The 22,139-nt window shown below is 28.0% G+C and carries 19 protein-coding genes; 4 read left to right on the top strand and 15 right to left on the bottom strand.

Annotated elements, in window-relative coordinates; genetic code table 11:
- Position 1 precedes the first annotated feature (1 nt).
- From CRV01_RS05310 to gltB, 12 genes are read right to left on the bottom strand one after another with little or no spacing between them, the layout of a single operon-like run.
- Positions 2-1,009 carry a polysialyltransferase family glycosyltransferase gene (locus CRV01_RS05310; protein ID WP_129007194.1) on the bottom strand — a complete coding sequence of 336 codons (1,008 nt, stop codon included), beginning with the start codon at positions 1,007-1,009 and terminating at the stop codon, positions 2-4.
- Positions 1,009-2,181, bottom strand: coding sequence for a glycosyltransferase (locus CRV01_RS05305; protein WP_129007193.1), 1,173 nt, complete (start codon positions 2,179-2,181; stop codon positions 1,009-1,011). Before CRV01_RS05305 ends, CRV01_RS05310 begins: the two co-directional genes overlap by 1 nt.
- Positions 2,178-4,187 carry an LTA synthase family protein gene (locus tag CRV01_RS05300; RefSeq protein WP_129007192.1) on the bottom strand — a complete coding sequence of 670 codons (2,010 nt, stop codon included), beginning with the start codon at positions 4,185-4,187 and terminating at the stop codon, positions 2,178-2,180. Before CRV01_RS05300 ends, CRV01_RS05305 begins: the two co-directional genes overlap by 4 nt.
- A gap of 4 nt (positions 4,188-4,191) precedes the next feature.
- Positions 4,192-4,983 (bottom strand): hypothetical protein, encoded by a 792-nt coding sequence (locus tag CRV01_RS05295; protein ID WP_258238318.1) that lies wholly within the window; start codon positions 4,981-4,983, stop codon positions 4,192-4,194.
- Positions 4,980-5,336, bottom strand: a complete 357-nt coding sequence (locus tag CRV01_RS05290; protein ID WP_129007191.1) for a diacylglycerol kinase — start codon at positions 5,334-5,336, stop codon at positions 4,980-4,982. The genes CRV01_RS05295 and CRV01_RS05290 overlap by 4 nt, the downstream gene beginning before the upstream one ends.
- Positions 5,333-6,244, bottom strand: a complete 912-nt coding sequence (locus tag CRV01_RS05285; RefSeq protein WP_129007190.1) for a lipid A biosynthesis acyltransferase — start codon at positions 6,242-6,244, stop codon at positions 5,333-5,335. Before CRV01_RS05285 ends, CRV01_RS05290 begins: the two co-directional genes overlap by 4 nt.
- Entirely contained in the window at positions 6,228-7,232 is a 1,005-nt protein-coding gene (waaC, locus tag CRV01_RS05280) for a lipopolysaccharide heptosyltransferase I (protein ID WP_129007189.1), read from the bottom strand. The genes CRV01_RS05285 and waaC overlap by 17 nt, the downstream gene beginning before the upstream one ends.
- Entirely contained in the window at positions 7,229-8,701 is a 1,473-nt protein-coding gene (locus tag CRV01_RS05275) for a Ppx/GppA phosphatase family protein (RefSeq protein ID WP_129007188.1), read from the bottom strand. Before CRV01_RS05275 ends, waaC begins: the two co-directional genes overlap by 4 nt.
- The gene (locus CRV01_RS05270) at positions 8,701-8,955 is read right to left on the bottom strand and encodes a YfhL family 4Fe-4S dicluster ferredoxin (protein ID WP_129007187.1); all 255 of its coding nucleotides are present in this window, start codon (positions 8,953-8,955) and stop codon (positions 8,701-8,703) included. Before CRV01_RS05270 ends, CRV01_RS05275 begins: the two co-directional genes overlap by 1 nt.
- Before the next feature lie 41 nt (positions 8,956-8,996).
- The gene (locus tag CRV01_RS05265; RefSeq protein WP_129007186.1) at positions 8,997-9,731 is read right to left on the bottom strand and encodes an inositol monophosphatase family protein; all 735 of its coding nucleotides are present in this window, start codon (positions 9,729-9,731) and stop codon (positions 8,997-8,999) included.
- Positions 9,732-9,733: 2 nt separating this feature from the next.
- Positions 9,734-11,107 (bottom strand): glutamate synthase subunit beta, encoded by a 1,374-nt coding sequence (locus CRV01_RS05260; RefSeq protein WP_129007185.1) that lies wholly within the window; start codon positions 11,105-11,107, stop codon positions 9,734-9,736.
- A 1-nt stretch (position 11,108) separates the two neighbouring features.
- Positions 11,109-15,545 (bottom strand): glutamate synthase large subunit, encoded by a 4,437-nt coding sequence (gene gltB / locus CRV01_RS05255; RefSeq protein ID WP_129007184.1) that lies wholly within the window; start codon positions 15,543-15,545, stop codon positions 11,109-11,111.
- Positions 15,546-15,826: 281 nt separating this feature from the next.
- Here gltB and CRV01_RS05250 point away from each other — a divergent pair, with 281 nt between their 5' ends.
- The 3 genes from CRV01_RS05250 to CRV01_RS05240 are packed head-to-tail and all read left to right on the top strand — an operon-like array spanning position 15,827 to position 18,792.
- Positions 15,827-16,879 carry a TRAP transporter substrate-binding protein gene (locus CRV01_RS05250; protein WP_258238317.1) on the top strand — a complete coding sequence of 351 codons (1,053 nt, stop codon included), beginning with the start codon at positions 15,827-15,829 and terminating at the stop codon, positions 16,877-16,879.
- Positions 16,880-16,882: 3 nt separating this feature from the next.
- The gene (locus CRV01_RS05245; protein ID WP_129007183.1) at positions 16,883-17,509 is read left to right on the top strand and encodes a TRAP transporter small permease; all 627 of its coding nucleotides are present in this window, start codon (positions 16,883-16,885) and stop codon (positions 17,507-17,509) included.
- A complete protein-coding gene (locus tag CRV01_RS05240; RefSeq protein ID WP_129007182.1) occupies positions 17,509-18,792 on the top strand; it encodes a TRAP transporter large permease in 1,284 nt (427 codons plus the stop codon). Before CRV01_RS05245 ends, CRV01_RS05240 begins: the two co-directional genes overlap by 1 nt.
- A gap of 64 nt (positions 18,793-18,856) precedes the next feature.
- On the opposite strand, the gene dgt is transcribed toward CRV01_RS05240, so the two are convergent.
- The 3 genes from dgt to CRV01_RS05225 are packed head-to-tail and all read right to left on the bottom strand — an operon-like array spanning position 18,857 to position 21,658.
- Positions 18,857-20,305 (bottom strand): dGTPase, encoded by a 1,449-nt coding sequence (gene dgt, locus CRV01_RS05235; RefSeq protein ID WP_129007181.1) that lies wholly within the window; start codon positions 20,303-20,305, stop codon positions 18,857-18,859.
- A gap of 29 nt (positions 20,306-20,334) precedes the next feature.
- On the bottom strand, positions 20,335-21,105 hold the full coding sequence (locus CRV01_RS05230) for a bifunctional 2-polyprenyl-6-hydroxyphenol methylase/3-demethylubiquinol 3-O-methyltransferase UbiG (protein ID WP_129007180.1): 771 nt from the start codon (positions 21,103-21,105) through the stop codon (positions 20,335-20,337).
- Between the two features lie 25 nt (positions 21,106-21,130).
- Positions 21,131-21,658: a 3'-5' exonuclease gene (locus tag CRV01_RS05225; RefSeq protein ID WP_129007179.1), complete on the bottom strand. Its 528-nt coding sequence runs from the start codon at positions 21,656-21,658 to the stop codon at positions 21,131-21,133.
- 158 nt (positions 21,659-21,816) lie between these two features.
- On the opposite strand from CRV01_RS05225, the gene CRV01_RS05220 reads away from it, so the two are divergent.
- Complete coding sequence (locus CRV01_RS05220) at positions 21,817-22,101, top strand: coiled coil domain-containing protein (protein ID WP_129007178.1); 285 nt, start codon at positions 21,817-21,819, stop codon at positions 22,099-22,101.
- The last annotated feature ends 38 nt before the right edge of the window (positions 22,102-22,139 follow it).

Raw genomic sequence — 22,139 nt, 5'->3', positions numbered from 1 at the left:
TTTAAATTTCTACAATCTCAATATTATTTTTTTTCATATTTTCATACTCTAATAAATATAAATCACCATTTTTCTTAAAATCTTCATTTTTAAATTTATATGAAATAATTGATATATCATCAAAAATATACTTCAATGATGTAATTAGGGTTGATACAGTACCTATTATATAATCAGGTTTATTTGATAAAGATAAAAAGAAAAGTTCACCAGGCATAGTACTATTTACAATATTTAACTTTTTTTCTAATCCATTTTTTATCAAATAATTCTTATCTTCACTTCTATGCATTAAATAATTAACTTTATAGTTTTTATATTTATCTAAAACATTTTCTAGAAATTGAATATATTTTTTTTCTTCTAATATATTTGCAGTTACAAACCTTTGTCCAATAATATAAACTTCATTGGATTTTGAATCTGAAGAATCAGTAAATTTATTTTTCATAAATTCATATCTATTTTTAAATATTTTATGGTTGGGTAGTTCTTTTAAATTAAACATTGTAAAAAAATCTATTTTTTTATCAATTTTAGTTTTTAATCCAAATAGGTTAAATCTTAGTTTTTTTAATGATGAAAAGTTTATTTTATTTTTTTTAAAAGCTTCGTATGTAACCATTGTACTAGTTCCAGAATCAAAGAAACAAGTATATTTAGATTTGATATTTGCAACTAGAACTTGCTGCATTTTATTAAAGCCACTTCCAATAAATAATGAATCAATATTAATTTTTTTTAACTTTTTTATTATCTTTATATAGTTAAAAAAATTGCTTTTATCTTCATTCCCAAATCTTATAACTTTATCCCAAACCCCATCATAGATTAAGTTTGTTAGTTGTTTTTTATTATTATCTGCCCCATTATCAATAATAATTAAAATAGCATCTTCTTTTTTAAAATAATACTTTGTTTCATATGCATTAATAAGCTGAAAAGGTGTTCTAACTATAAAGATATTGTAGCTTTTTTCTTTATTTAAAGTATCAATTTCTCTAAACATCACTTATCCTTTTTTATATACATATCTAACCACTTATTAACTATTTGAGAAGGTTCAAATAATGAAAGTGCTTTTTCATAATCATCAAAATAAAACTCTTTTTCATAATCTAAAATTTTTTTCATTTTATTTGCAATATCAGTTTTATCATTTTCTGCAATATTTTCTGCCAGTTTTCCTTGCATCATTTCTAACATACCACCTGGTGATTTAGTTATTAAGATTCTTGTTTTACAACACATAGCTTCAATTAATACATTTGAAAGCCCCTCTTTTTTTGAAGTAAATGCAATTATTTCTGAGTTTTTTATCCATGGGTAAGGATTATTTTCATATCCTGCAAATATAACATCTTTTTCAATATCTAATGTCTTGCATTTTTCTTCCAAAAACTCCTTATCATCACCATCTCCAACAATAACCAACTTATGAGGAATATTAAACTTGTTTTTCATTTCAAAATAACTATCAATCAATAATTCAAAGTTTTTTGTTTTTACAAGTCTTCCTAAACCTAAAATATAAGGTTCTTTTGGGATTTTGTTATTTTTTTCTTTTGACAATGATAAAACCTTATCTGTAAAAAAAGGATTTTTAATTGAGTCTAAAGATAAAGGAGTAATGTTTTCTCTTTTAAATTTTTCTACATAAAAATCTTTTGAACCATCTGAGTTACAATTTACTCTTACATTCTCATAATAGCACTTACTCATTATTTTATCTAAAAAAGAAGATTTTGTTTTTTTTGATACATTTACACAAATTCTTACTGTTCTTTTATTTTTATATTGCCAAATTTGTTCAAAAGTACCTTGTCCTCTTACTAGAATCAAATCATATTTTTTCTCTTTTTCTAATTTTGCAAACTCTTTTTTAAATATTTTGCTTGTATAAAAACCTTTTAATAAAGGATAAGACTTTCTAAAAAATACATTTATAAATCGAGAAAATAAATCCCAAGTTTGACCAGCAATTGAAGTTCTCATCTTCTTATTTAAATCAATCTGTATAACATTTACATCTTTTTGGCGAGGTTCAATTTGCTTTTGTTTATTTGAAAAATAAATTAAATCAGCTTCATGTCCTGATAAATAAAAAGCATCAGCTTGATTACAGGCTGCTCTTTCCATCCCACCATATTTAAGGCTTCTTACAATAACTGCTATTCTCATTTATTTTCCTTACTTTTTTCATATTCGTATTTAACCAAATATTCAGATATTGCTAAGCATGCTTTATAATATTCTAAACTAGGTTCATTTTTTATACTTAAACTTTTAAATTTCTTTGCTTCTTTATTAGAATTTACAACTAATGCTCCATTAAAACCATAATGAGTTAAAGTAGAATCAAAAAGGTCTTTTCCTATAGATATATGATCTTGATTATTTAAAGTTAAATTATAAAGTGTAGGAAAAATATCTTTATGTGAACCAGCAACTTTTGTATCAATATTTAATTTATTTTTCAACTTCTTTGGTAAGTAAAAATATAAAGGTATATTTCGAGAATTTAGAATTTCATTTTCATCGTATTTCATTATTCCATCAATAGTATTATTGTCAGCAGTAATTACAATTATAGTATTATCTTTAAATTTAGATTTTTTAAATTTATTAAGAAATACTCCTACTTGGTCAACAGCATAAGCATATGACTTAAATCTTTGCTTTGCTAAATCAAAATCACCTGTTATATGTTTCTTTAGCTCATCATTAAAAATTAAACTTTTAGACTCATAGTCATTAGGAATATTATATGGAGGGTGATTATTTGTACTAAGTGCTACTATAAACTGTTTTTTATCACTTTTTTCAAGTTTTTTTAGAATATGTGAATATAAATATTCATCAAATATTCCCCAAGGATGAAAATATTCATCTTTATCTTTATTAATATTTTCTAAATTATTAAAGATATTTATCTTACCTTCAACATTATTATAACCTTGATGTTTAATAAATTGCCCTAAACTTCTCCAACTTAAATCGCCACCATATATAAAACTAGTTTCATAACCTTGATTTTTATAAAGAAAAGCAGGAGAATATGTAAACTGAGTTTGTTTATAAATTGATTGAGAAAAAGCAAAAGAACCAGGTCTATGAGGTATATTTAAAAGAAGTGCTTGCAGACTTGATATAGTACCATTTCCAGCTGAAATAAAATTTGTTAGAAGAGTGTCTTCTTTAAAATGTTTTTCTAATTCTCCTAATATATTAAAATTCTTACTTTGATATTTTAAAATTGGCATTCCAAAGCTCTCTACCATAATTACAACTACATTGTATTCTTTATCATCGATTTTATTAGTTTTGTATGTAATATTTTTTAATAAATCATTTCTATTGATTTCATTATTACCCTTATAAACTTCAAAAGCTTTTTCTATGTTTCCTTTGTATCCAGTTACTTTTAGTAAATCATATTTCTTTTTTAAGTATTTTTCTCTTGCACTTAATGCATTTGTAAAAGCCCTAAAACCATTATGTGAAACTTTATTTATAAACTCATTTGTAGAAATGTTAGGAATCATTTTTCCCAAAGGATACATTCCTAATGTTCCTCTTATAGCTAAAAAATTTAATATAAATATAATTAAGAAAATTAATGCTGATACTTTTAATCCTAAAAAAGAATTATAATTTTTATTTTCAATTGTAAATATTTTCTTAATACAAAAGAATAAAATGGCTAGGTAAAAAACGAAAATAGTTAAAATAAGTATCACATTATAATTTTGCCAAAATGTTATCATTAAAGCTTTTGTATCATCATCTAAAAGCCCAAAAAATAAAATATTTATATGTTCTTTAAAATATGAATAAAAACCAAAATCAGCGCATAAAAAAAGACTCACTATAAAAAAACAAATAAAAAGATAATAAATTAAAATTTTTTCAAAATAGTATAATAGTTTTTCTTTTTTTATATAATACAAAATTATTAATAATATTGTTGGAATAGCTTGAATATATCCAATCACAGTCAAATCAATTCGTAAACCTAAAATAAAAGTATTTAAAATATCTAAATAAAATCCATTAAAACTATCTAATGGTGAATAATAATTAAAAAACACTACTCTAAAAAGTGACATTAAAAATAAAAATAATAAATTTGATAGAACAAGTTTTTTAAATGTATTTAGTACATTTGACATAACTATTTGATTCATTATATTAACCTTCTAATTTTTTTAAAATAATAAAAAGCTTGAAGAAACCTTGTCCATCTCTACCAATCATTCTTTTTATAAAATCTATTTCATATAAAGAAATAAAAAAGGAAATCTTATTTGCTAAATTCTGAAGTTTATTTTTGAAGTTTTTATTTTTGGGTACTAATTTTATATATTGATTAATAATGAAATTATAATTCAATGCAAAACTTGCTCTTGTTTTTGTTAAAGATAACAAAAATAAAATTAAATCCCTAAACTGTAATGTCTCTAAAGAAATACTTTTATCAAAGCTATCTTCAAAATCAATTGCTGTCACTATTCTTTCTTTATATATAAAATTTCTTGCTTGTGCTCCACCGTGATATTCACTATTATTGTGAATTAATGCTAATTCTTTTAACATTAAATCAATATAAAAATACATCTTTTCTTTTGTTATATCTCTTTTTCTAATATAAGAATTCACCATCTTTCCAGAATCTTCTAAAATAAAAAAATCATCATTTTTAAAAGCTATATTAGGAGTATTAATACCTTTTTCTTTTAGTCTTTCTATTTTAGTAGTTTCAAATATTAAACTCTCTTTAGCACTTTTTTTTTCAACAGGTAGTAGTATATCTATATCAGTTAGTTTATAAAAAAATTTATGAATTAAGTTTGATTTTGTAGCTCTTGCTTTTTTTAACCAATATTTTTGATTATCATATTCAAAGGAAAATATTTCTTTATCATTATTTGTATATAACTTTGTAGCATATTCTACAAAGTTTTTACCAATACTTAAATTCATGCCCACAGTAGTATTGTTATCCATGAAATTATATGTAGCACAATTGTAAACATAACAGCAGTAGAACCAATATCTTTTGCTATTTTAGCTAAAGGATCATACTCTTTAGTTACAAGGTCAACTACATTTTCTATTGCAGAATTTACAAGTTCAACAATCAAAACCAAAATACCCGTAACAAAAAGAACAAGTTTATATACCAATGAAACATCAATTAACACTATTGCTATAATAATAAAAATTGCACATAATAGTTCTAACTTTAAAGAGCTTTCTGTATTGAAAGCATGTTTAAATCCATCTAGAGCATATTTTGTATTTTTAAAAATATTATATTTAGGCTTATTATTCATGTATTTACTTTATATAATTTATTATAAAGGTGTTTAAACCTCTTATGCTGCCAAAACCATTGCTCTGGTTTATGTTTAATCTGATTTTCTATAATATTATTTTGTATTTGTGTTAATTCTTTTATTTTATTATCTGTTTTAAATTCATAAGTAGCTACATCAATTGGTTTTTCTATTTTAATTGTATAATCCCTAAAATCATTCATTTCACAAAAAAGAGGAACAAGTACTGCATCAAATTTTAAAGCTAATCTTGACGTTGAATCAGTAGCCATTACTTTTTTTCCAAAGAATTCAATTTCTTCTCCAACTTTTATGTGTTGGTCAATTACAACTGCTACATGATTGTTCTGTTTTAATGCTTTCAACATTCCTTTTGCAGCTGTCTTTTTATCTAGCATTATGATATTATTTCTATTCCTAGCTTTTTTGTACATATCTTGAATTAGAGGATTATTCATTTTTCTATTTACAACAGCAAGTGTTCCAAATTTAAGTGCTGTATGAGGTAATGCAATTTCCCATCCACCATAATGAGCAGTAAAAAATATAATTTTTTTACCTTTTTTAATAGCATCTTCTACATAAGAAGCATTAATAATATTTGCCTTTAATAATATTTCCTCTTTAGATAAAACTTGATTCTCTACAAACTCAAACATATTAAAAAGAAGAGACTTATATGACTCATAAATTATACTATTTTTTTCATCATCAGATTTAGTATTTTCAAAAGCTAAATCTAAATTCACTTTTGCAATATGTTTATGTTCTTTATTAAATCTAAAAGCTAGTTTTGCACATAAAATTAAAATCTGTTTTACAAGAGCTTTAGGAAGAAAAGTAAAAAGAAATTTAAAAAAGACATATATATAATATACTAAATATTCCTTAACGTTTGCCTTCAAACAATAAATCCTTCGCTATTTTTATTATTTCATTTTCATCTATTTTTTCTATTGAATAATCTTCTTTATTTAATCTTTCAGGATCAACTTTAGATTTTGATTCAATAATTTTATTTATATCTGTTTCATAAGTATTTCTATACCCAGGAGTACAACCAAATATAGTTATAGAAGGAATATTTAAAGCCCATGCCATATGAGTAGGACCTGTATCATTTCCTATAAGTAAATCAACTTTTGATACCAATGACTTCAAATCATTTAAACTTAATTTGGGTAAAACAACAGCCTTTGAAGAACTTGAAATAAATTCTGCAATTTTTTTTTCTTCTTCATTACCCCAAGCAATAATAAAATTCTCATCTATATTTTGTACTATTTTAGCGAATTTCTCTTTAGAATATATTTTTGAAGGCCAACTAGCACCTACTATAAGCAATATATTCTTTTTTTCTTTGTTTAATATATCACTAAAATCAAAGCTCTCTTTAAAAAAAAGAAAAGGACTTTTATTTAAAATAGACTCTTTATTAAACTCTATATCTAAAGGCTTTAATAAAATATCTAAATTTCTTTCAATAACATTTTTAGAATAATCAGAGTCAATAATTTTATTATATAAAGAAGAAGCTAAACTCTCTCTAGTAGAAGTTTTACTAAAACCTACCCTATTTTTTCCAAGTAGTTTTGAAACAATTGCTGATTTAATTAGACCTTGGGCATCAATTACTAAATCATAACTATTTTTTGAATATTTTCTTATAATTGAAATTTGTGAAAAAAATTCTGTTTTTTTCTTTTTTATAGATTTTAAATTAAGAGCAAAAACATTATCAATATCAGGATTATTTTCCAATACTTCTGTAAATATTTTTTCAACAAACCAATCTATTTGTATAGAAGGATTAGCTTTTTTGATAAATTGTAAGGCAACCATAGCATGAATAATATCACCCATAGCAGAAAGTTTTACAATAGCTATTTTCATGAAACTACTTTTACTTTTACACCCTTAGGAGTTTGAATCTTTTTAACTTCACTTTCTACTAAATATATAGGTCTTTCAAGTGATAGTTTTAACCTGTCATTTTTAAGTTTATAAGTTACTTTTGGACTAGACATATCTTGATTAATTGTTAAATTAAGACTTATCATAAAAGATAGCCATTGCATAGTTTCAAAACAAGGTAATAGTTTTGAATACTTTTGTAAGTCTTCTTTTTTAGGTAGTCTTTTTTTAGAAAACTTAATCATATGAGCAACTGTTACTCTTGAAGAGTGTAAGAAATCATAATTTAAACCATTTAATATAAAATCAAAAGTGTTATCATTTGATTTATAAAAGTTAAGTGTTGTACCAATTGAATGAAGCTTTGAAGCAATAACTAAAAGGGTTTTATATTTATCATCTAGATTATGAAGTGGTTTTAAAGCTTCAAAGATTTGTCTTGCATTATTACCTAAGTAAGCACTTTGTTTAGGACAAACTTGAAATCTATCAAGCAAACTTCGTACGCTTACATTATAGTTTGCTGGAAATTTACAATTATTAGTTCTTAAAATATCAGTTAAATAAACACCTTCTCTAACACCAACTCCAGAAGTAATAACTCTTGTAGTTTTTAACTCTTCTAGAATAGTTTTAAAAATAAAAGTACCCTCTTTTATTGTGTCATATCTATCTTTTTTTACACCAATATATTTTAAAGAGTTATTATTCTTAGCCCTTAAAATATCATCAAAAATATAAGAGTTTAAATCAACTATATATGAAAAACCATGTAAGATATCTAAAGGATATTCAGTTTTTTTCATTATGATTTTACTAAGAGCTCGAATACTTCCTCCAATACCAACAACAGTATTTGGAATACTAAGACCACAATTTTTAACTTCTTCAAGTTTTTCTAAAATATAATTTCTAGCACCTACTAAATCACCTTTAGAAAAAAACAGTTCATTTAATCTTACTGTTCCTACATCAAGGGATATACAGTCAACAATTTGTCCATCTTTTATAAATGCAAACTCAGTAGAACCTCCACCAATGTCCACAGTTACAAACTCTTGACCATGTATTAAGTTTAATGCAGCGACACCACCATAATAAGCTTCTTTAGGTCCATCAATAATTCTAATATTTAGACCTAATTCATTTTTAACTTTGTTTGTAAAAAGTTTTGAATTTGGTGCATCTCTTAGTGCTGATGTAGCAACGCAAATAATTTTTCTTGATTTTAGTGCTTTAGAAATATTTAAGAAAGACTGCAAAGAATTAAAAGCTCTTTGCATAGGAGCTTCTTGAAGGTTACCACTATTTTCATAGCAACCTTCAGAAATTTTAACACGACTTTTTGTCTCGTTAATTAAGTTAAAAGAAAATCTACTACTCTTTTCTAAAACAACCATACGCATTGAGTTTGACCCAATGTCTATAATAGTTGTTACTTTAGCCATTACGCTTCTTCTTCTTGAAGCTGCTCGTATTTAAATTGTAATTCTTCCATTGTTTCTTGATTATCTGGATCTACAATGATACAATCAACTGGACATACTTCAATACATGCTGGTTCCTCAAAGTGACCTACACACTCAGTACATCTATCTGGATCAATAACGTATATTGGATCACCCTCTTCAATCGCATAGTTTGGACATTCTTCTCTACATGCATCACATGCGATACAATCATCTGTTATAATTAATGACATAAACCGTTTCCCCAAGTAAAATATAGTTTTGGAGTTATAACCTAAAAAACTTTAATTATTTCTTTAATTAGTACTAAATTGCTATAGTTTTTAGAGATAATTAAGAATTCATCATTTTTGAAGACTTCTAAGTCCTTATTTATATACAATGAAGCAGCAATATCAAACTCTCTTAATTTACCTGCAAAAAGTACAAATTTATAATTTCTTGCATTTACAAGAGATAGTGCAGCAGCCCCTGGACTTCGATATTTAATAGAATTTTCTTTTAGTTTTTGAGTTACTTTTGGATAAGCATAAGCTCTTTCAAATATTGATATATTCGGATTACTATTTTCATATGAACTTAAAAATTGTTCTGTCAAAATATTTATTTTATTTATATCTTCATTCTCTCTATAAATTAAAACTGCAGTACATAAATTACATACATATCCAGCAATATATTCATCATCTTGTTTAACTGCTACAGAAGTACCGTAGTACTCTAATCCTGATGCAAAGTTATGACTCCCATCTAAAGGGTCAATTATGATTTTTATATTTGAGTTATTTGATACATTACCTGCTTCTTCAGAATAAATATCTCCAAAAGAAGAAAGGTATTTTATAAAAATATTTTCAGCAATGATATCAATATTTAGAGTTTTATCTCCTCCGTATCCAATCAAAGAAGACTCTTCTAGGTCAGCTTGAGTCATATGAGTATTTATATACCCATATAACTCTTTATTTGCATTTATAACTGCATTTGTGAATGAGTTATAGTCAAACATAACTATGATAAAGCTTTCACTATCTCTTTTGCTGCTTCTCTACCATCTAATGCAGCAGTTACAGCTAAGTGAGCACCTCTTTGGCAATCTCCACCAGCATAAACTTTTTTGTTTGAAGTTACATAGTTGTTTGTTTCAACCGCTCCCCAAGAGTTTGTTTCAACATTTAACTCTTTAAAGAATTCTGGAACCTCTGGAGAGAAACCTAATGCCATAATTACAACATCTGCTTCTTCTATATATTCGCTGCCTTCATTAATAACAACTCTTTGTCTTCCTGATTCGTCTGGTTCACTCATAGAAGTAGTTAATAACTCAACACCAGTTGCAATATTGTTATCAATTACAATAGATTTAGGACTTACATTAAATTGATATTCAACACCCTCTTCTTTTGCATTAACAACTTCTTTTTTACTTCCTGGCATATTTGCTTCATCTCTTCTATAAAGACATTTAACAGATCTTGCTTTTTCTCTTACAGATGTTCTAACGCAGTCCATAGCAGTATCTCCACCACCAATTACAACTACATTTTTATCTTGTACATCAATAAATTCAATATCTGTATTTCCAAGATTTCTTTTTTGAACTCCTGTTAAGAACTCCATTGCTAAGTGTACATTTGAAGCATTTTCACCTTCAACACCAGCAAATCTTCCTTTTTTAGCTCCAACTGCTAAATAAATTGCGTCAAACTCTTCTTCAAGCTCTTTTGCAGACTTATCTTTACCGATTTCACAATTTAAATGAAGTTTCATACCAGCTTCAATTAACCAGTTCATTCTTCTTTCAACTGTAGATTTATCAAGTTTAAATCCTGGAATACCATACATTAAAAGTCCACCAGCTCTGTCTTCTCTTTCAAACATTTCTACTTCGAAACCTTTTCTAAGTAAGAATGTAGCTGCTGAAATTCCAGATGGTCCTGAACCAACAATTGCAACTTTTTTATCAACTTTTTTATCAGTAAAAGTTGGTTTCATTCCATTTTCAAATGCTCTTTCACTAACATGAGTTTCAATTGCACCAATTGAAATAGCTCCATGTCCAGTGTTTAGTGAACATGCACCTTCACAAAGTACATCTTGAGGACAAATTCTTCCTAAAATTTCAGGGAAAGGAGATGTTTCATTTGATAAAGCAAATGCTAATTGCATATTCTTTTCAGAAGTTTGCTTTAACCATGCAGGAATATAGTTTCCTAGAGGACATCCTGTATGACAATATGGATCACCACACTGCATACATCTATCTGCTTGTTCTCTTGCTCTATGCTTACCAAAAACTTGATAAACTTCATTATAATCTTTTAATCTTTGTAATACGTCTCTTTTTTCAGGACTAATTCTTTCAAATTTAGTAAAGTTTAACATCTTAATCTCCCTCCTCAGGATTTAGAGGTAACACTGTCATATTTTTAGGTTTAACCATCCAGAAGTTTCTAATTTCAGCTCTGAAGTTTTCTAAAATCATCTCAGCTCTTTCAGACTCAGTCTCATTTAAATAATCCATTAATAATCTTTTTAAGAAAAGTCTTTCTCTTTCTGTATCATCTGTATCAATTCTAACTGCTTCTATTAGTTCTTGATTCATTTTATCTACAAATAATTTTTCTGGGTCATAAACAAAAGATAAACCACCTGTCATACCAGCACCAAAGTTAATACCTGTATTACCTAAGATTACTACAATACCACCTGTCATATATTCACAAGCGTTATCTCCAGTTCCTTCAACTACTGATATACAACCTGAGTTTCTAACGGCAAATCTTTCACCAGCAGCAGCTCTAACATAAAGCTTACCACCTGTTGCACCATAAAGACAAGTATTACCAGCACCTGCAAACTCTGGACCTTGATGAGGAGTATTTATAATGATTTTACCACCATTCATTCCCTTACCAACATAATCATTAGCTGCACCTTCTAAGTATAGGTTCATTCCTTTTGATAAAAGTGCTCCAAATGATTGACCAGCAATACCTTTTAAGAAGATATTAATAGAACCATCAGGTAAACCTTCATCCCCGTAATACTTAGCAATTTCACCAGAAATTAAAGTACCAAATGATCTATTTAAGTTAGTAATAGTCTCTTTAACTTTAATTGGAGTAGTTGGTTGCTCAATTGTTTTATGCACTTTTTTAAGTAACTCTTTTTCAAATTTATTCTTATCAAAAGGAACATTTGATTCTTTTTGACAAGTATCTATTCCTTCAATTTTTCTAAGAACATTTTGGAAATCAAATTTTTGTGCAAATTCATCATCAATAACTTTTAATAAATCAGATCTACCAACTACTTCTTCTAATGTTTTATAACCTAAAGAAGCAAGGATTTCTCTAACATCTTCTGCAATAAATGTAAAGTAAGAAATTAGTCTTTCAACTGTTCCAGTAAAGTGATCTCTTAAATCTTCGTCTTGAGTTGCAACACCCACAGAACATTTATTTGTATGACAAATTCTTAAAATTTTACACCCAAGAAGTGTAAGTGCAGCTGTACCAAATGCATAAGATTCAGCACCAAGCATTGCAGCTTTTACTACATCAAGACCAGTTTTTAATCCCCCATCTGTTTGTACATGTACAGATTCTCTTAAGTGGTTTGCTTTTAAAGCATTATGTGCTTCTGCAAGACCCATTTCCCAAGGATTACCTGTATGCTTAATTGATGTAAGAGGAGCAGCTCCTGTACCACCATCAGCACCTGAGATAACAATTCTATCTGCATAAGCTTTTGCAACACCAGCTGCAATAGTTCCAACACCAATTGTTGATACTAATTTAACAGTGATTTTTGCTTCTGGGTTAATTTGTTTTAAATCAAAAATTAACTGAGCTAAGTCCTCAATAGAATAAATATCGTGATGTGGTGGAGGTGAAATAAGAGTAACACCTTCAACTGTATGTCTAAGTGAAGCAATAAGTGGAGTTACTTTATGTCCTGGTAATTGACCACCTTCACCTGGTTTTGCACCTTGTGCAACTTTAATTTGAATTTCTTCAGCACTTCTTAAATATCCTGGAGTAACACCAAATCTACCAGAAGCAACTTGTTTAATTTTAGAGTTTCTAAGTGTATTAAATCTAGATTGATCTTCTCCACCTTCACCAGAGTTTGACATACCACCAATAGTATTCATAGCCATTGCCATTGCTTCATGAGCTTCTGGAGAAATAGAACCACAAGACATCGCCGCCGTTGCAAATCTTTTGAAAATATCTTCTACTGATTCAACTTCTGATATATCAATAGCTTTTTTATCAGAATTAAATTCAAAGAAGTCTCTAATAAACTTTTTATCTCTTGTTTCAACAAGCTCTTTAAGCTTTTTAAAATCAGAAATATCTTCCTTATCTTTTGCTTGTTTATTATGCATTGCTCTTGTTGTAGCTGGACCATAATCATGGTATTCACCATCATTTATATATTTGTAAAAACCACCTAAATCAAGAGGGAAAATATGCTTATTATCGAAGAATGCATTAAAATGTAACTTCTCAATTCTTTTTTCAATATCTTCATAAGTAAGACCTGCTAAGTCCGAATGTGAACCTTCAAAACAGTCATTAATGATTTCATCACTTAAACCAATAATATCAAATAATCTTGAGTTTCTATAAGAAGCAATTGTACAAATACCCATTTTAGACATGATTTTAAGAAGTCCTGCATTTAATGCTTTTTGAGTATTTTTAAGTAATCTTTGCATCTCATATTTTGAAGATACTTTTGTTTTATGTAACTCTACAACAGAAGCATACATCATATATGGATAAATTGCGCTTGCACCATATGCAATCATAACTGCTGACATATGTGGATCATAAACTTCACCAGAAACAGCTACAATTGAAACTTTATGTCTAATACCTTTTTTAATTAATGACTCATTTACAAAACCAACTGCCATAGCCATAGGAATTAATTTTTTATTTTCGTCAATATCTTTATCAGAAAGAATAACAACAGAAACATTATCTTCTCTAACTGCTTTCTCAACTTTATTTGCAAGCTCTTTTAAAGATGCTTTTAAATCAGATTCAAAAGTAGTTGAGAAAACCTGATTTTTATAATATTCATCAAATCTTGGAGACGTTGGGTTACCAAAAGAGTTTAATACATCAAACTTTTCTTTCATCAAAATAGGAGATGCTACTTTTAATCTTTTTGCATCTTCTGCTTTTTCATCTAAGATATTATGGATATGACCAAAACCAGTCTCTAAAGACATTACGATTTTTTCTCTATATGGGTCAATTGGAGGGTTTGTTACCTGTGCAAATTTTTGTCTAAAAAAGTCAGTAAAATTTCTATTTACAGTAGAAAAACATGCTAAAGGAGTATCATCACCCATCGAACCAACAGGCTCTTTTCCATCTTTTGCCATAGGATCAATCATTTGATCTAGTACTTCATATGTAATATTAAAGTATTTTTGCTTTTTTTCTAAATCATCCATTTCATAATCATCAGTATCAACAAATGATTCATCGATATACTCTTGTAAGTACTCCATGTCATTATTTAACCATTTAACATAGTTTTGTGATGATTTTAAATAATCATTGATATCTTCTTCTTTTAAAACTTTTCCGTGCTTAAGGTCAAGTCCAATCATCTGTCCTGATTGTAATCTTCCTCTTTCACTAATATTATCTTCATCAATATCAATTGTTCCATACTCAGATGTAATATATATTTTATGATTTTTAGTAATAACATATTTAGAAGGTCTTAAACCATTTCTATCAATTAAACATCCAATATGTCTTCCATCAGTAAGTGAAACAGCTGCAGGACCATCCCACGCTTCCATTACTGTTGAAGTATATTCATAAAATGCTCTTAAATCAGAATCCATATGTGGAGCATTTTGCCAAGGCGCAGGAACTAAACTTCTTGCTGCTTTGAAAAAATCAACACCATTTACAACTAAAAACTCAAACATATTGTCTAATGACGCCGAATCTGAACCTGATACTTGTAAAATTGGTAAAATTCTTTTTAATTCTTCATCTGTAAAAACTTCAGATTTTAGGTTTTCAGATTTTATTTGAACATTAACTCTATTTGCTTCAACAGAGTTAATCTCTCCATTGTGAGCAATTGTTCTAAATGGTTGTGCTAATCTCCATTGAGGTAAAGTGTTCGTTGAAAACCTTTGGTGAAATAAAGAGAAAGAAATTTGAAAATCCTCATCCCTTAAATCAATATAAAACTTTTTTATGTGCGTAGGCATTACAAGCCCTTTGTACGCGATTACTTTAGATGAAAATGTTGGAATATAAAAATCTTTTTTATCTACTAATTTGTGTTCACATTCTTTTCTTGTTAAATATAACATCGCATCAAATCTCTTTGATGTCATAAGTGCATTTGGTCCAACAAATACTTGAATAATGTGAGGTAAACTTTCTAATGCCTGTTCTCCTAATGCATCAGTGTCTACTGGAACTTCCCTTGTTAAAAGAATTTTTAAATCATTCTCTTCACAATGTTCTTTGAAAGTTTCGATATCTTCTAAATCTTTTGCAAATATCATAGCTACTGCATATTTTTCTGGTAAATCAATTCCATGTTCACTAGCTATTTTTCTCATAAATTTATTTGGCATTGATAATAGTAACCCTGAACCATCTCCAGTTTTACCATCTGCTGCCACTGCACCTCTGTGCATCATTCGCTCAAGCGAAGTAATAGCATCTTCTAAATTCTCGTGACTTGGTCTGCTTTTTAAATCAGCCATCAAACCAAAACCACAATTGTCTTTAAAAGAAGTAAGTAAGTCTAAATTACATCCCATCTTTATCCTTTGTTATTTATATCTTTATATTCCTCATAAAGTGGGGGATTATACTTTTTTTTTGTTTAAAGCATGGTTAAGATAAATATCTCCTTAAGAGTACTTCTTTTGGTAGTACTTTTTTAAGATTTAATTATATTATTGATATTCGTAACACCTGCTATACTTCAATATCTACAGAAAAATTATTTTGCAAATTTTTTTATATTTTGTAATTTTATACATAAGTTTTACATATCTTTTGATTATACTTTTCTCAATTTATTTTTAAGGAGAAAAATATGACTAAAACAATGAAAGGGATAGTATCAAGTGTTGCAGTTGCATCACTATTATTATTCACAGGTTGTGGGGACAACAAAGAGGAGACTAAAACTGCTGAAGCTAAGCCTGCTGCTGAAAAATTTGTGCTTAAATTCTCACACGTTGTAAGTCCTAATACACCTAAGGGAAAAGCTGCTGATTACTTTGAAAAAAGACTTGAAGAATTATCTGATGGTAGAATTGACGTTCAAGTTTACCCATCTTCTCAGTTATATAAAGACAATGCTGTTTTAAAAGCATTAAAATTAGATTCTGTTCAAATGGCTGCACCGTCATTTTCTAAGTTTGGTAAAATTGTACCTCAATTAGCTTTATTTGATTTACCATTTTTATTCAAAGATGTTGATCACTTACATAGAGTTCAAGATGGTGAAGTTGGTCAAAAACTAAAAGATATGGTTACTGATAAAGGTTATGTTGCATTATCTTTCTGGGATAATGGTTTCAAACAATTATCTTCTTCTACTAAACCTCTAATTTTACCTGAAGATGCTGAAGGTCAAAAATTTAGAATTATGTCTTCTAAAGTTTTAGAAGCTCAATTCCATGCTGTTGGTGCTAATCCACAAATGATGCCTTTCTCTGAGGTTTATTCTGGATTACAACAAGGTGTTATTGATGCAGCTGAAAACCCAATTTCTAACATTTATACTAAAAAATTCCATGAAGTTCAAAAATACTTAACTATTTCTGACCACGGTTACTTAGGTTATTTAGTTGTTATGTCTCAAAAATTCTGGAACTCTTTACCAGCTGATTTACAAGAAGATGTAAAACAAGCTATGCAAGAAGCTACTGAAAAAGAAAGAGAGTTTGCTGCACAGTTAAATGACGATCAATTCGAATTAATCAAAGAGTATGCTGAAAAAACTGGTAAATTAGAAATTATTCACTTAACAGAAGAGCAAAAAGATGCTTGGAGAAATGCTGTTAGTAAAATTTACCCTGAGTTCTATGATGAAAATAGTATCGGTGAAGACCTTATCAAAGGTGCTTTAGCAACGGAGTAAAATATGGCTATATTTAATATTATAAGTAAAATAATTGGTTGGATAAATCAATCAATCGCAGTGATAGGTATCACTGGTGGTGTTGCTGTATCATTTTTTAATGTTGTTGCAAGATATGTATTTGATGCTTCATTAACTTGGGCATCAGAATTAAGTGTATTCTTATTCTTATGGAGTGTATTTTTTGCTGCAGCTTATTGTTTCAAAAAAGATGCACATATTGCTGTAACTATTGTTTTAGATGTTATGCCAACAAGAATTGCTAAAGTTATGTTACTAATTTCTCATGTAGTAACTCTTATTTTCTTAATAACAGTTTCTTTTTATGGTTATAAATATTTATTATTAGTTATTGACTTAGATGAAAGATCAATTGACCTTTGGAATATGCCAATGTGGATTGTATATTTAGTTATTCCTATTTCTTTTGCACTTGCAGCATATAGAGTATTAGAAAGACTTTATGTAATTGCTATAACAAGTCATGAAAAGATTTTAAAAGAGAGTGAAGCTGAACATGTATTAGCTGAAATGGGAATTGGTGCACATAGAAATAAAGATAATGAAAACATACAAGAGTTAAATAAAATGGTTAAAGAAGTAGAAAAGAAAACAGGAGGAATGCTATAATGAGTGTTGCTGTATTATTTGGTATATTTTTCTTCCTAGTTATTATTGGTGCACCTATTGCAATTTGTTTAGGGGCTGCAACTTTTGTTACATTAGTACTATTTACGCCTATTTCTCCTATTGAAATTTCGGCAATGATGTTTGAAAAAGTTGAACACTATTCGTTAATGGCTATTCCAATGTTTATTTTTGCTGGTAACTTACTTTCAAAAGGAAGTGCGGCACAAAGAATTATTGAGTTTGCTAAATCAATTGTTGGACACCTACCTGGTGGTTTACCAATCTCTGCTATTTTTGCATCTATTATTTTTGCAGCAGTATCTGGTTCATCTCCTGCAACTGTTGTTGCTATTGGTTCTATTATGTTTGGAGCTATTATGCAAGCTGGTTATCCAAAGAGATATGCAGTTGGTACAATTGCAACAGCTGGTTCTTTAGGTATTCTTATTCCACCATCAATTGTACTTATCGTATATGGTGTAACAGCAGAAGTTTCAATTGGTAAACTATTTATGGCAGGTGTTGTTCCTGGTATCATGCTTGGTATTATGATGATGGTTGTTACATATATTGGTGCTAGAAGATTAGGTTTTGAAAAAGTTGAACCTAAACCATTTAAAGAAAGATTACGAAGAATGAAAGAGGCTTCATGGGGCCTTATGACAATTGTTATTGTAATCGGTGGTATTTATGGTGGTATCTTTACTCCAACTGAAGCAGCAGCTGTAGCTTGTGCTTGGGCATTTATTGTTTCTGTATTTATTTACAAAGATATTAAGATCTCAAAAATATATATCACAGCTTTAGAATCTGCAAAAACTACTGCAATGATTATGTTTATTATTGCAAATGCAATGTTATTTGCTCACTTCTTAACAATTGAGAATATTCCTCAAGCTATTACTGAAGCATTAGTTCAAGCAAATGTAAACAAATACATGTTCTTAGTTGCGGTTAACTTACTTCTAATTTTAGCTGGTTCATTTATGGAGCCATCAGCTATTATTATGATTATGGTACCTTTATTACTTCCTGTTGCTGTTGCACTTGGAATTGACCCAATTCACTTTGGTATCATTATTACAGTTAATATGGAGCTTGGAATGGTATCCCCACCTGTTGGACTGAATCTATTCGTAACATCTGGTCTTACTGGTATGAGTATCAAAGATGTTATTGTAGCGGCATTCCCTTGGACAATGACGATTTTAGCAGGGTTAATATTAGTAACTTATATCCCTCAAATTACATTATTCTTACCAAACTTAATGTATGGTGGATGATAGATAAATTATTTAAAATTAAATCACTTAAAAAGCTAGGAGTTTTTACTTCTAGCTTTTTTATTTAGTATTTTAAAGCAGTTAGTTCTTTGTATTCTTCTAAGGCATAATCATCTGTCATACCAGTAAGAAAATCTACAAGTAATCTAACTCTATAATACCATTCTAGTATTTCATACTTTTCAATGTTTTCTTTGTCAAGCATATCTATGTCTTTTCTATATGCTACAATTTGTTTAGAAGAGAGTCTTTTAATTAGACGCATTGAAATAAAACAATCAATTTTTTTATCTTTTGTTAATTTTAAAAAATCTTCTGATGAAAGTTCTAACAATGGTTTATAAATATCTAAAAGGGTATTTATAATTCTATATCCTTTTAATTCTAAAGTTTGTACTTCTTTATTTTGATATATATATTTCATAGATATATCTTGTAGTATCTCTACTGCTTTAAAATATTCACTATTTTTATCATATTCTAAAAGTGCACTGTTGAAATTTCCTTCAAATATCGACTTATGATTGTCAACAAATACTTGCGATACATGAAATACAAGTTTTTTTACAAGTTCAGCTCGCATAAGAGTAAAAAACATATTAAACTGATAAGGTTCATCATCACTTTGTGATTTTTCATAATACTTCGTTATTATTTTTAATAAAAATTTTTCATCTTTATTTTCACACTCTTCTTTTATGATGTTATAAACTTTTTTAAAGGAAAGAATACCTTTTTCTACAGAATCCTCTAAATCAGCTGTTAAATAAGATATATCATCAGCAGCTTCCATAATATAAGTTATAGGAAATCTATGTCCTTTTTTTACTTCCAAAATATTTTGTAAATTCTCAACAAAATCTTTTTCACTATAATAAAATCCTGGCTTCTTTTTTAAATAATTTAAAGAATCAGTTTTATCTCTTTTTTCATAAGCACCTCTTGTGTACTTTAACACTGATAAAATTTGTGTATATGACAGATTAAGTCTTTGGAGCTTAGTTATAACTCTTATTGCTTGTGCATTGCCATCATAATCACAAATATCTCTTTGAATCATCTCTTTTAATTCAACAACATCATCACTACTTGTTTTAAAATCATTTAAAATAGTTACTAAATTTTTCTTTATCCATTCATTAATTGTTTGTTCTGCAAAATGTCCAAAAGGAGGATTTCCAATATCATGTAAAAGACTCGTCATCTCTGATACTGAGACAAATACATTTTCCATCTTTTGTAAACCATATTTATCTAGACTATCTTTTTCTTTTAACTTTTGAAGTATTATATTTGCTATAAATCTTGCATTTTGAGAAACTTCTAAAGAATGAGTAAGTCTTGTTCTAATAGAAGCATTTAATTCTAAAGCAAAAACTTGTGTACGCTTTTGTAGTCTTCTTAAAGCAGGAGAGGAGATAATTCTGCCTCTATCACTTTCAAATGAAACATTTATATCATCAAGAGGATAAAATTCTCTATGTAATGTAAGTTTTTTTCTATAATCTATCATTTATTCTTACCTTCTTAGTTTATAACAATTTATTTCTTTATTGCTTTTATTGAGTATATTAAAGGAACTTGCTGACCTTTATATAAGACTTGATAACCTTTATCTTCTACAAACTCCATGTTTTCAAAACAATTATAAGGACTAAAAGGATATTCATTAAAAGAATCAATACTCAAACCAGCTTTAATTAAAGAGTTTATTACTTCACTTACACTATGAGACCAAGTGACAATTTTAGATTTAGAACCATCACAATTTTCAGTATAAGTACCCTCTTCTTCAATATCTGGTTTATCCTTAGAAAAATAAGAATAACCTGATAACAAATCATTGAAGGTATGAAACTCTACTAAATGAAACTCTCCACCTACTTTTAATGACTTAGCAATTGTTTCTGCCCAATCTTTTAGATTTGGTAGCCAACACAATACACCATAAGAAGTAAATACGATATCATATTTTTTAGTATTTTCAAGACCAAATTGAAATATATCACTTTCAATAAAGTTTGCTTTTAAACCTAAAGATGAATTTAAAGATTTTGCATACTCAATAGAGTCTGAAGATAAATCTACTCCAGTTACATCAGCACCTAAGCGAGCCCAAGACAAACTATCTAAACCAAAATGACACTGTAAATGCAATAAAGTTTTTTCTTCTACATTTCCTAATTGTTCTAACTCTATCTTATTTAAAGAACATTTACCCTTTTTAAATGACTCAACATCATAAAACTGTGAATCAATATGAATTTTTGTTCTTTTATTCCAAGTTTGTTTATTTATACTCAAATAATCCATTTTTTATCCATACTACTTATTTTAATTATATAAAAGTTTTTTTCATACATCTTAATATTTCATATGTTTTACTTACATCATAAGTGGCACTATGATATGAAAGAGGGTCAAAATCTATTCCATAAAAAACACAAGTCTCATCTAACTTTGGATTTTTAATATTCCCCTTTTTATTTAAAGCTTTAACTATATGTTTATTTTCTTTCATTGTACAAAAATGATTTTCAAACTTTACAAGCTTATCAAGATGTCTAAGTTCAAAATTTATATTATGGGCAATCAAAGTTTTTGCACTACTACAAAATTCGATAAATTCTTCGTCTTCATTGAAAAATGAACTATAACTAGCGCCATTTCGATGGGCAATAATTTTTTCAGGTGTAAGTCTATGAATTTCATAAGAATAAGGATTTACAGGATATCGTGAAAGATAATATCTATGAAATTTATCTGTTACCTTAAAATCACCATCTACAAACTCTAACTTAACAGCAGCGGCTTCAATAACATCTTGGGAATTCATTGTATTTGTTTCAAAATCTAATATAATCATAATTGATTATACAATATTAAACATACTCTTTTATTTAATATACTAGCAATCTCATTTAAGGATTAATTTATTCATTTTTGTTATAGTCTAATATAAATAAGGATATTTATTACAAATATATCTATCTCTTAATTATAATAATTCTAAAGGAGTACATTATGGGTATGAAAAAAGAATATGAGAGAAAACTACAAGCACAATTAGATGAATGGAGTGCTGAAATAGATAAGCTTAAAGCTAAAGCAGAAGGTGAAAAAGCTGACAAAAAAATTGAGTATTATGAGCAAATTGATACATTAAAATCAATGCAAGCAAATGCAGAAGTAAAACTTTCTGAACTAAAAAATGCTAGTGATAATGCATGGGAAGATTTAAAAGCAGGAGTTGATAGTGCTTGGGAATCTCTGGGAGAGGCTTTAGATTCTGCCAAATCAAGATTTTAATAAAAAAGTTTTTAGAGTTTGTAAAAATAACTCTAAAA

The sequence above is a fragment of the Arcobacter sp. CECT 8983 genome, from assembly GCF_004118855.1.
In the GTDB taxonomy this organism is placed as follows: Bacteria; Campylobacterota; Campylobacteria; order Campylobacterales; family Arcobacteraceae; genus Halarcobacter.
This window is presented reverse-complemented; position numbering and strand designations above follow the sequence as displayed.

Coding starts and splice junctions, on each gene's coding strand:
- CRV01_RS05225 (WP_129007179.1), bottom strand. CDS start 21,658: ATGATTATATTAGATTTTGAAACAAATACAATGAATTCCCAAGATGTT.
- CRV01_RS05240 (WP_129007182.1), top strand. CDS start 17,509: ATGAGTGTTGCTGTATTATTTGGTATATTTTTCTTCCTAGTTATTATT.
- CRV01_RS05275 (WP_129007188.1), bottom strand. CDS start 8,701: ATGGCTAAAGTAACAACTATTATAGACATTGGGTCAAACTCAATGCGT.
- CRV01_RS05270 (WP_129007187.1), bottom strand. CDS start 8,955: ATGTCATTAATTATAACAGATGATTGTATCGCATGTGATGCATGTAGA.
- CRV01_RS05220 (WP_129007178.1), top strand. CDS start 21,817: ATGGGTATGAAAAAAGAATATGAGAGAAAACTACAAGCACAATTAGAT.
- CRV01_RS05300 (WP_129007192.1), bottom strand. CDS start 4,187: ATGAATCAAATAGTTATGTCAAATGTACTAAATACATTTAAAAAACTT.
- CRV01_RS05245 (WP_129007183.1), top strand. CDS start 16,883: ATGGCTATATTTAATATTATAAGTAAAATAATTGGTTGGATAAATCAA.
- gltB (WP_129007184.1), bottom strand. CDS start 15,545: ATGGGATGTAATTTAGACTTACTTACTTCTTTTAAAGACAATTGTGGT.
- CRV01_RS05290 (WP_129007191.1), bottom strand. CDS start 5,336: ATGAATAATAAGCCTAAATATAATATTTTTAAAAATACAAAATATGCT.
- CRV01_RS05310 (WP_129007194.1), bottom strand. CDS start 1,009: ATGTTTAGAGAAATTGATACTTTAAATAAAGAAAAAAGCTACAATATC.
- CRV01_RS05305 (WP_129007193.1), bottom strand. CDS start 2,181: ATGAGAATAGCAGTTATTGTAAGAAGCCTTAAATATGGTGGGATGGAA.
- CRV01_RS05230 (WP_129007180.1), bottom strand. CDS start 21,105: ATGGATTATTTGAGTATAAATAAACAAACTTGGAATAAAAGAACAAAA.
- CRV01_RS05295 (WP_258238318.1), bottom strand. CDS start 4,983: ATGAATTTAAGTATTGGTAAAAACTTTGTAGAATATGCTACAAAGTTA.
- waaC (WP_129007189.1), bottom strand. CDS start 7,232: ATGAAAATAGCTATTGTAAAACTTTCTGCTATGGGTGATATTATTCAT.
- CRV01_RS05260 (WP_129007185.1), bottom strand. CDS start 11,107: ATGTTAAACTTTACTAAATTTGAAAGAATTAGTCCTGAAAAAAGAGAC.
- CRV01_RS05265 (WP_129007186.1), bottom strand. CDS start 9,731: ATGTTTGACTATAACTCATTCACAAATGCAGTTATAAATGCAAATAAA.
- dgt (WP_129007181.1), bottom strand. CDS start 20,305: ATGATAGATTATAGAAAAAAACTTACATTACATAGAGAATTTTATCCT.
- CRV01_RS05250 (WP_258238317.1), top strand. CDS start 15,827: ATGACTAAAACAATGAAAGGGATAGTATCAAGTGTTGCAGTTGCATCA.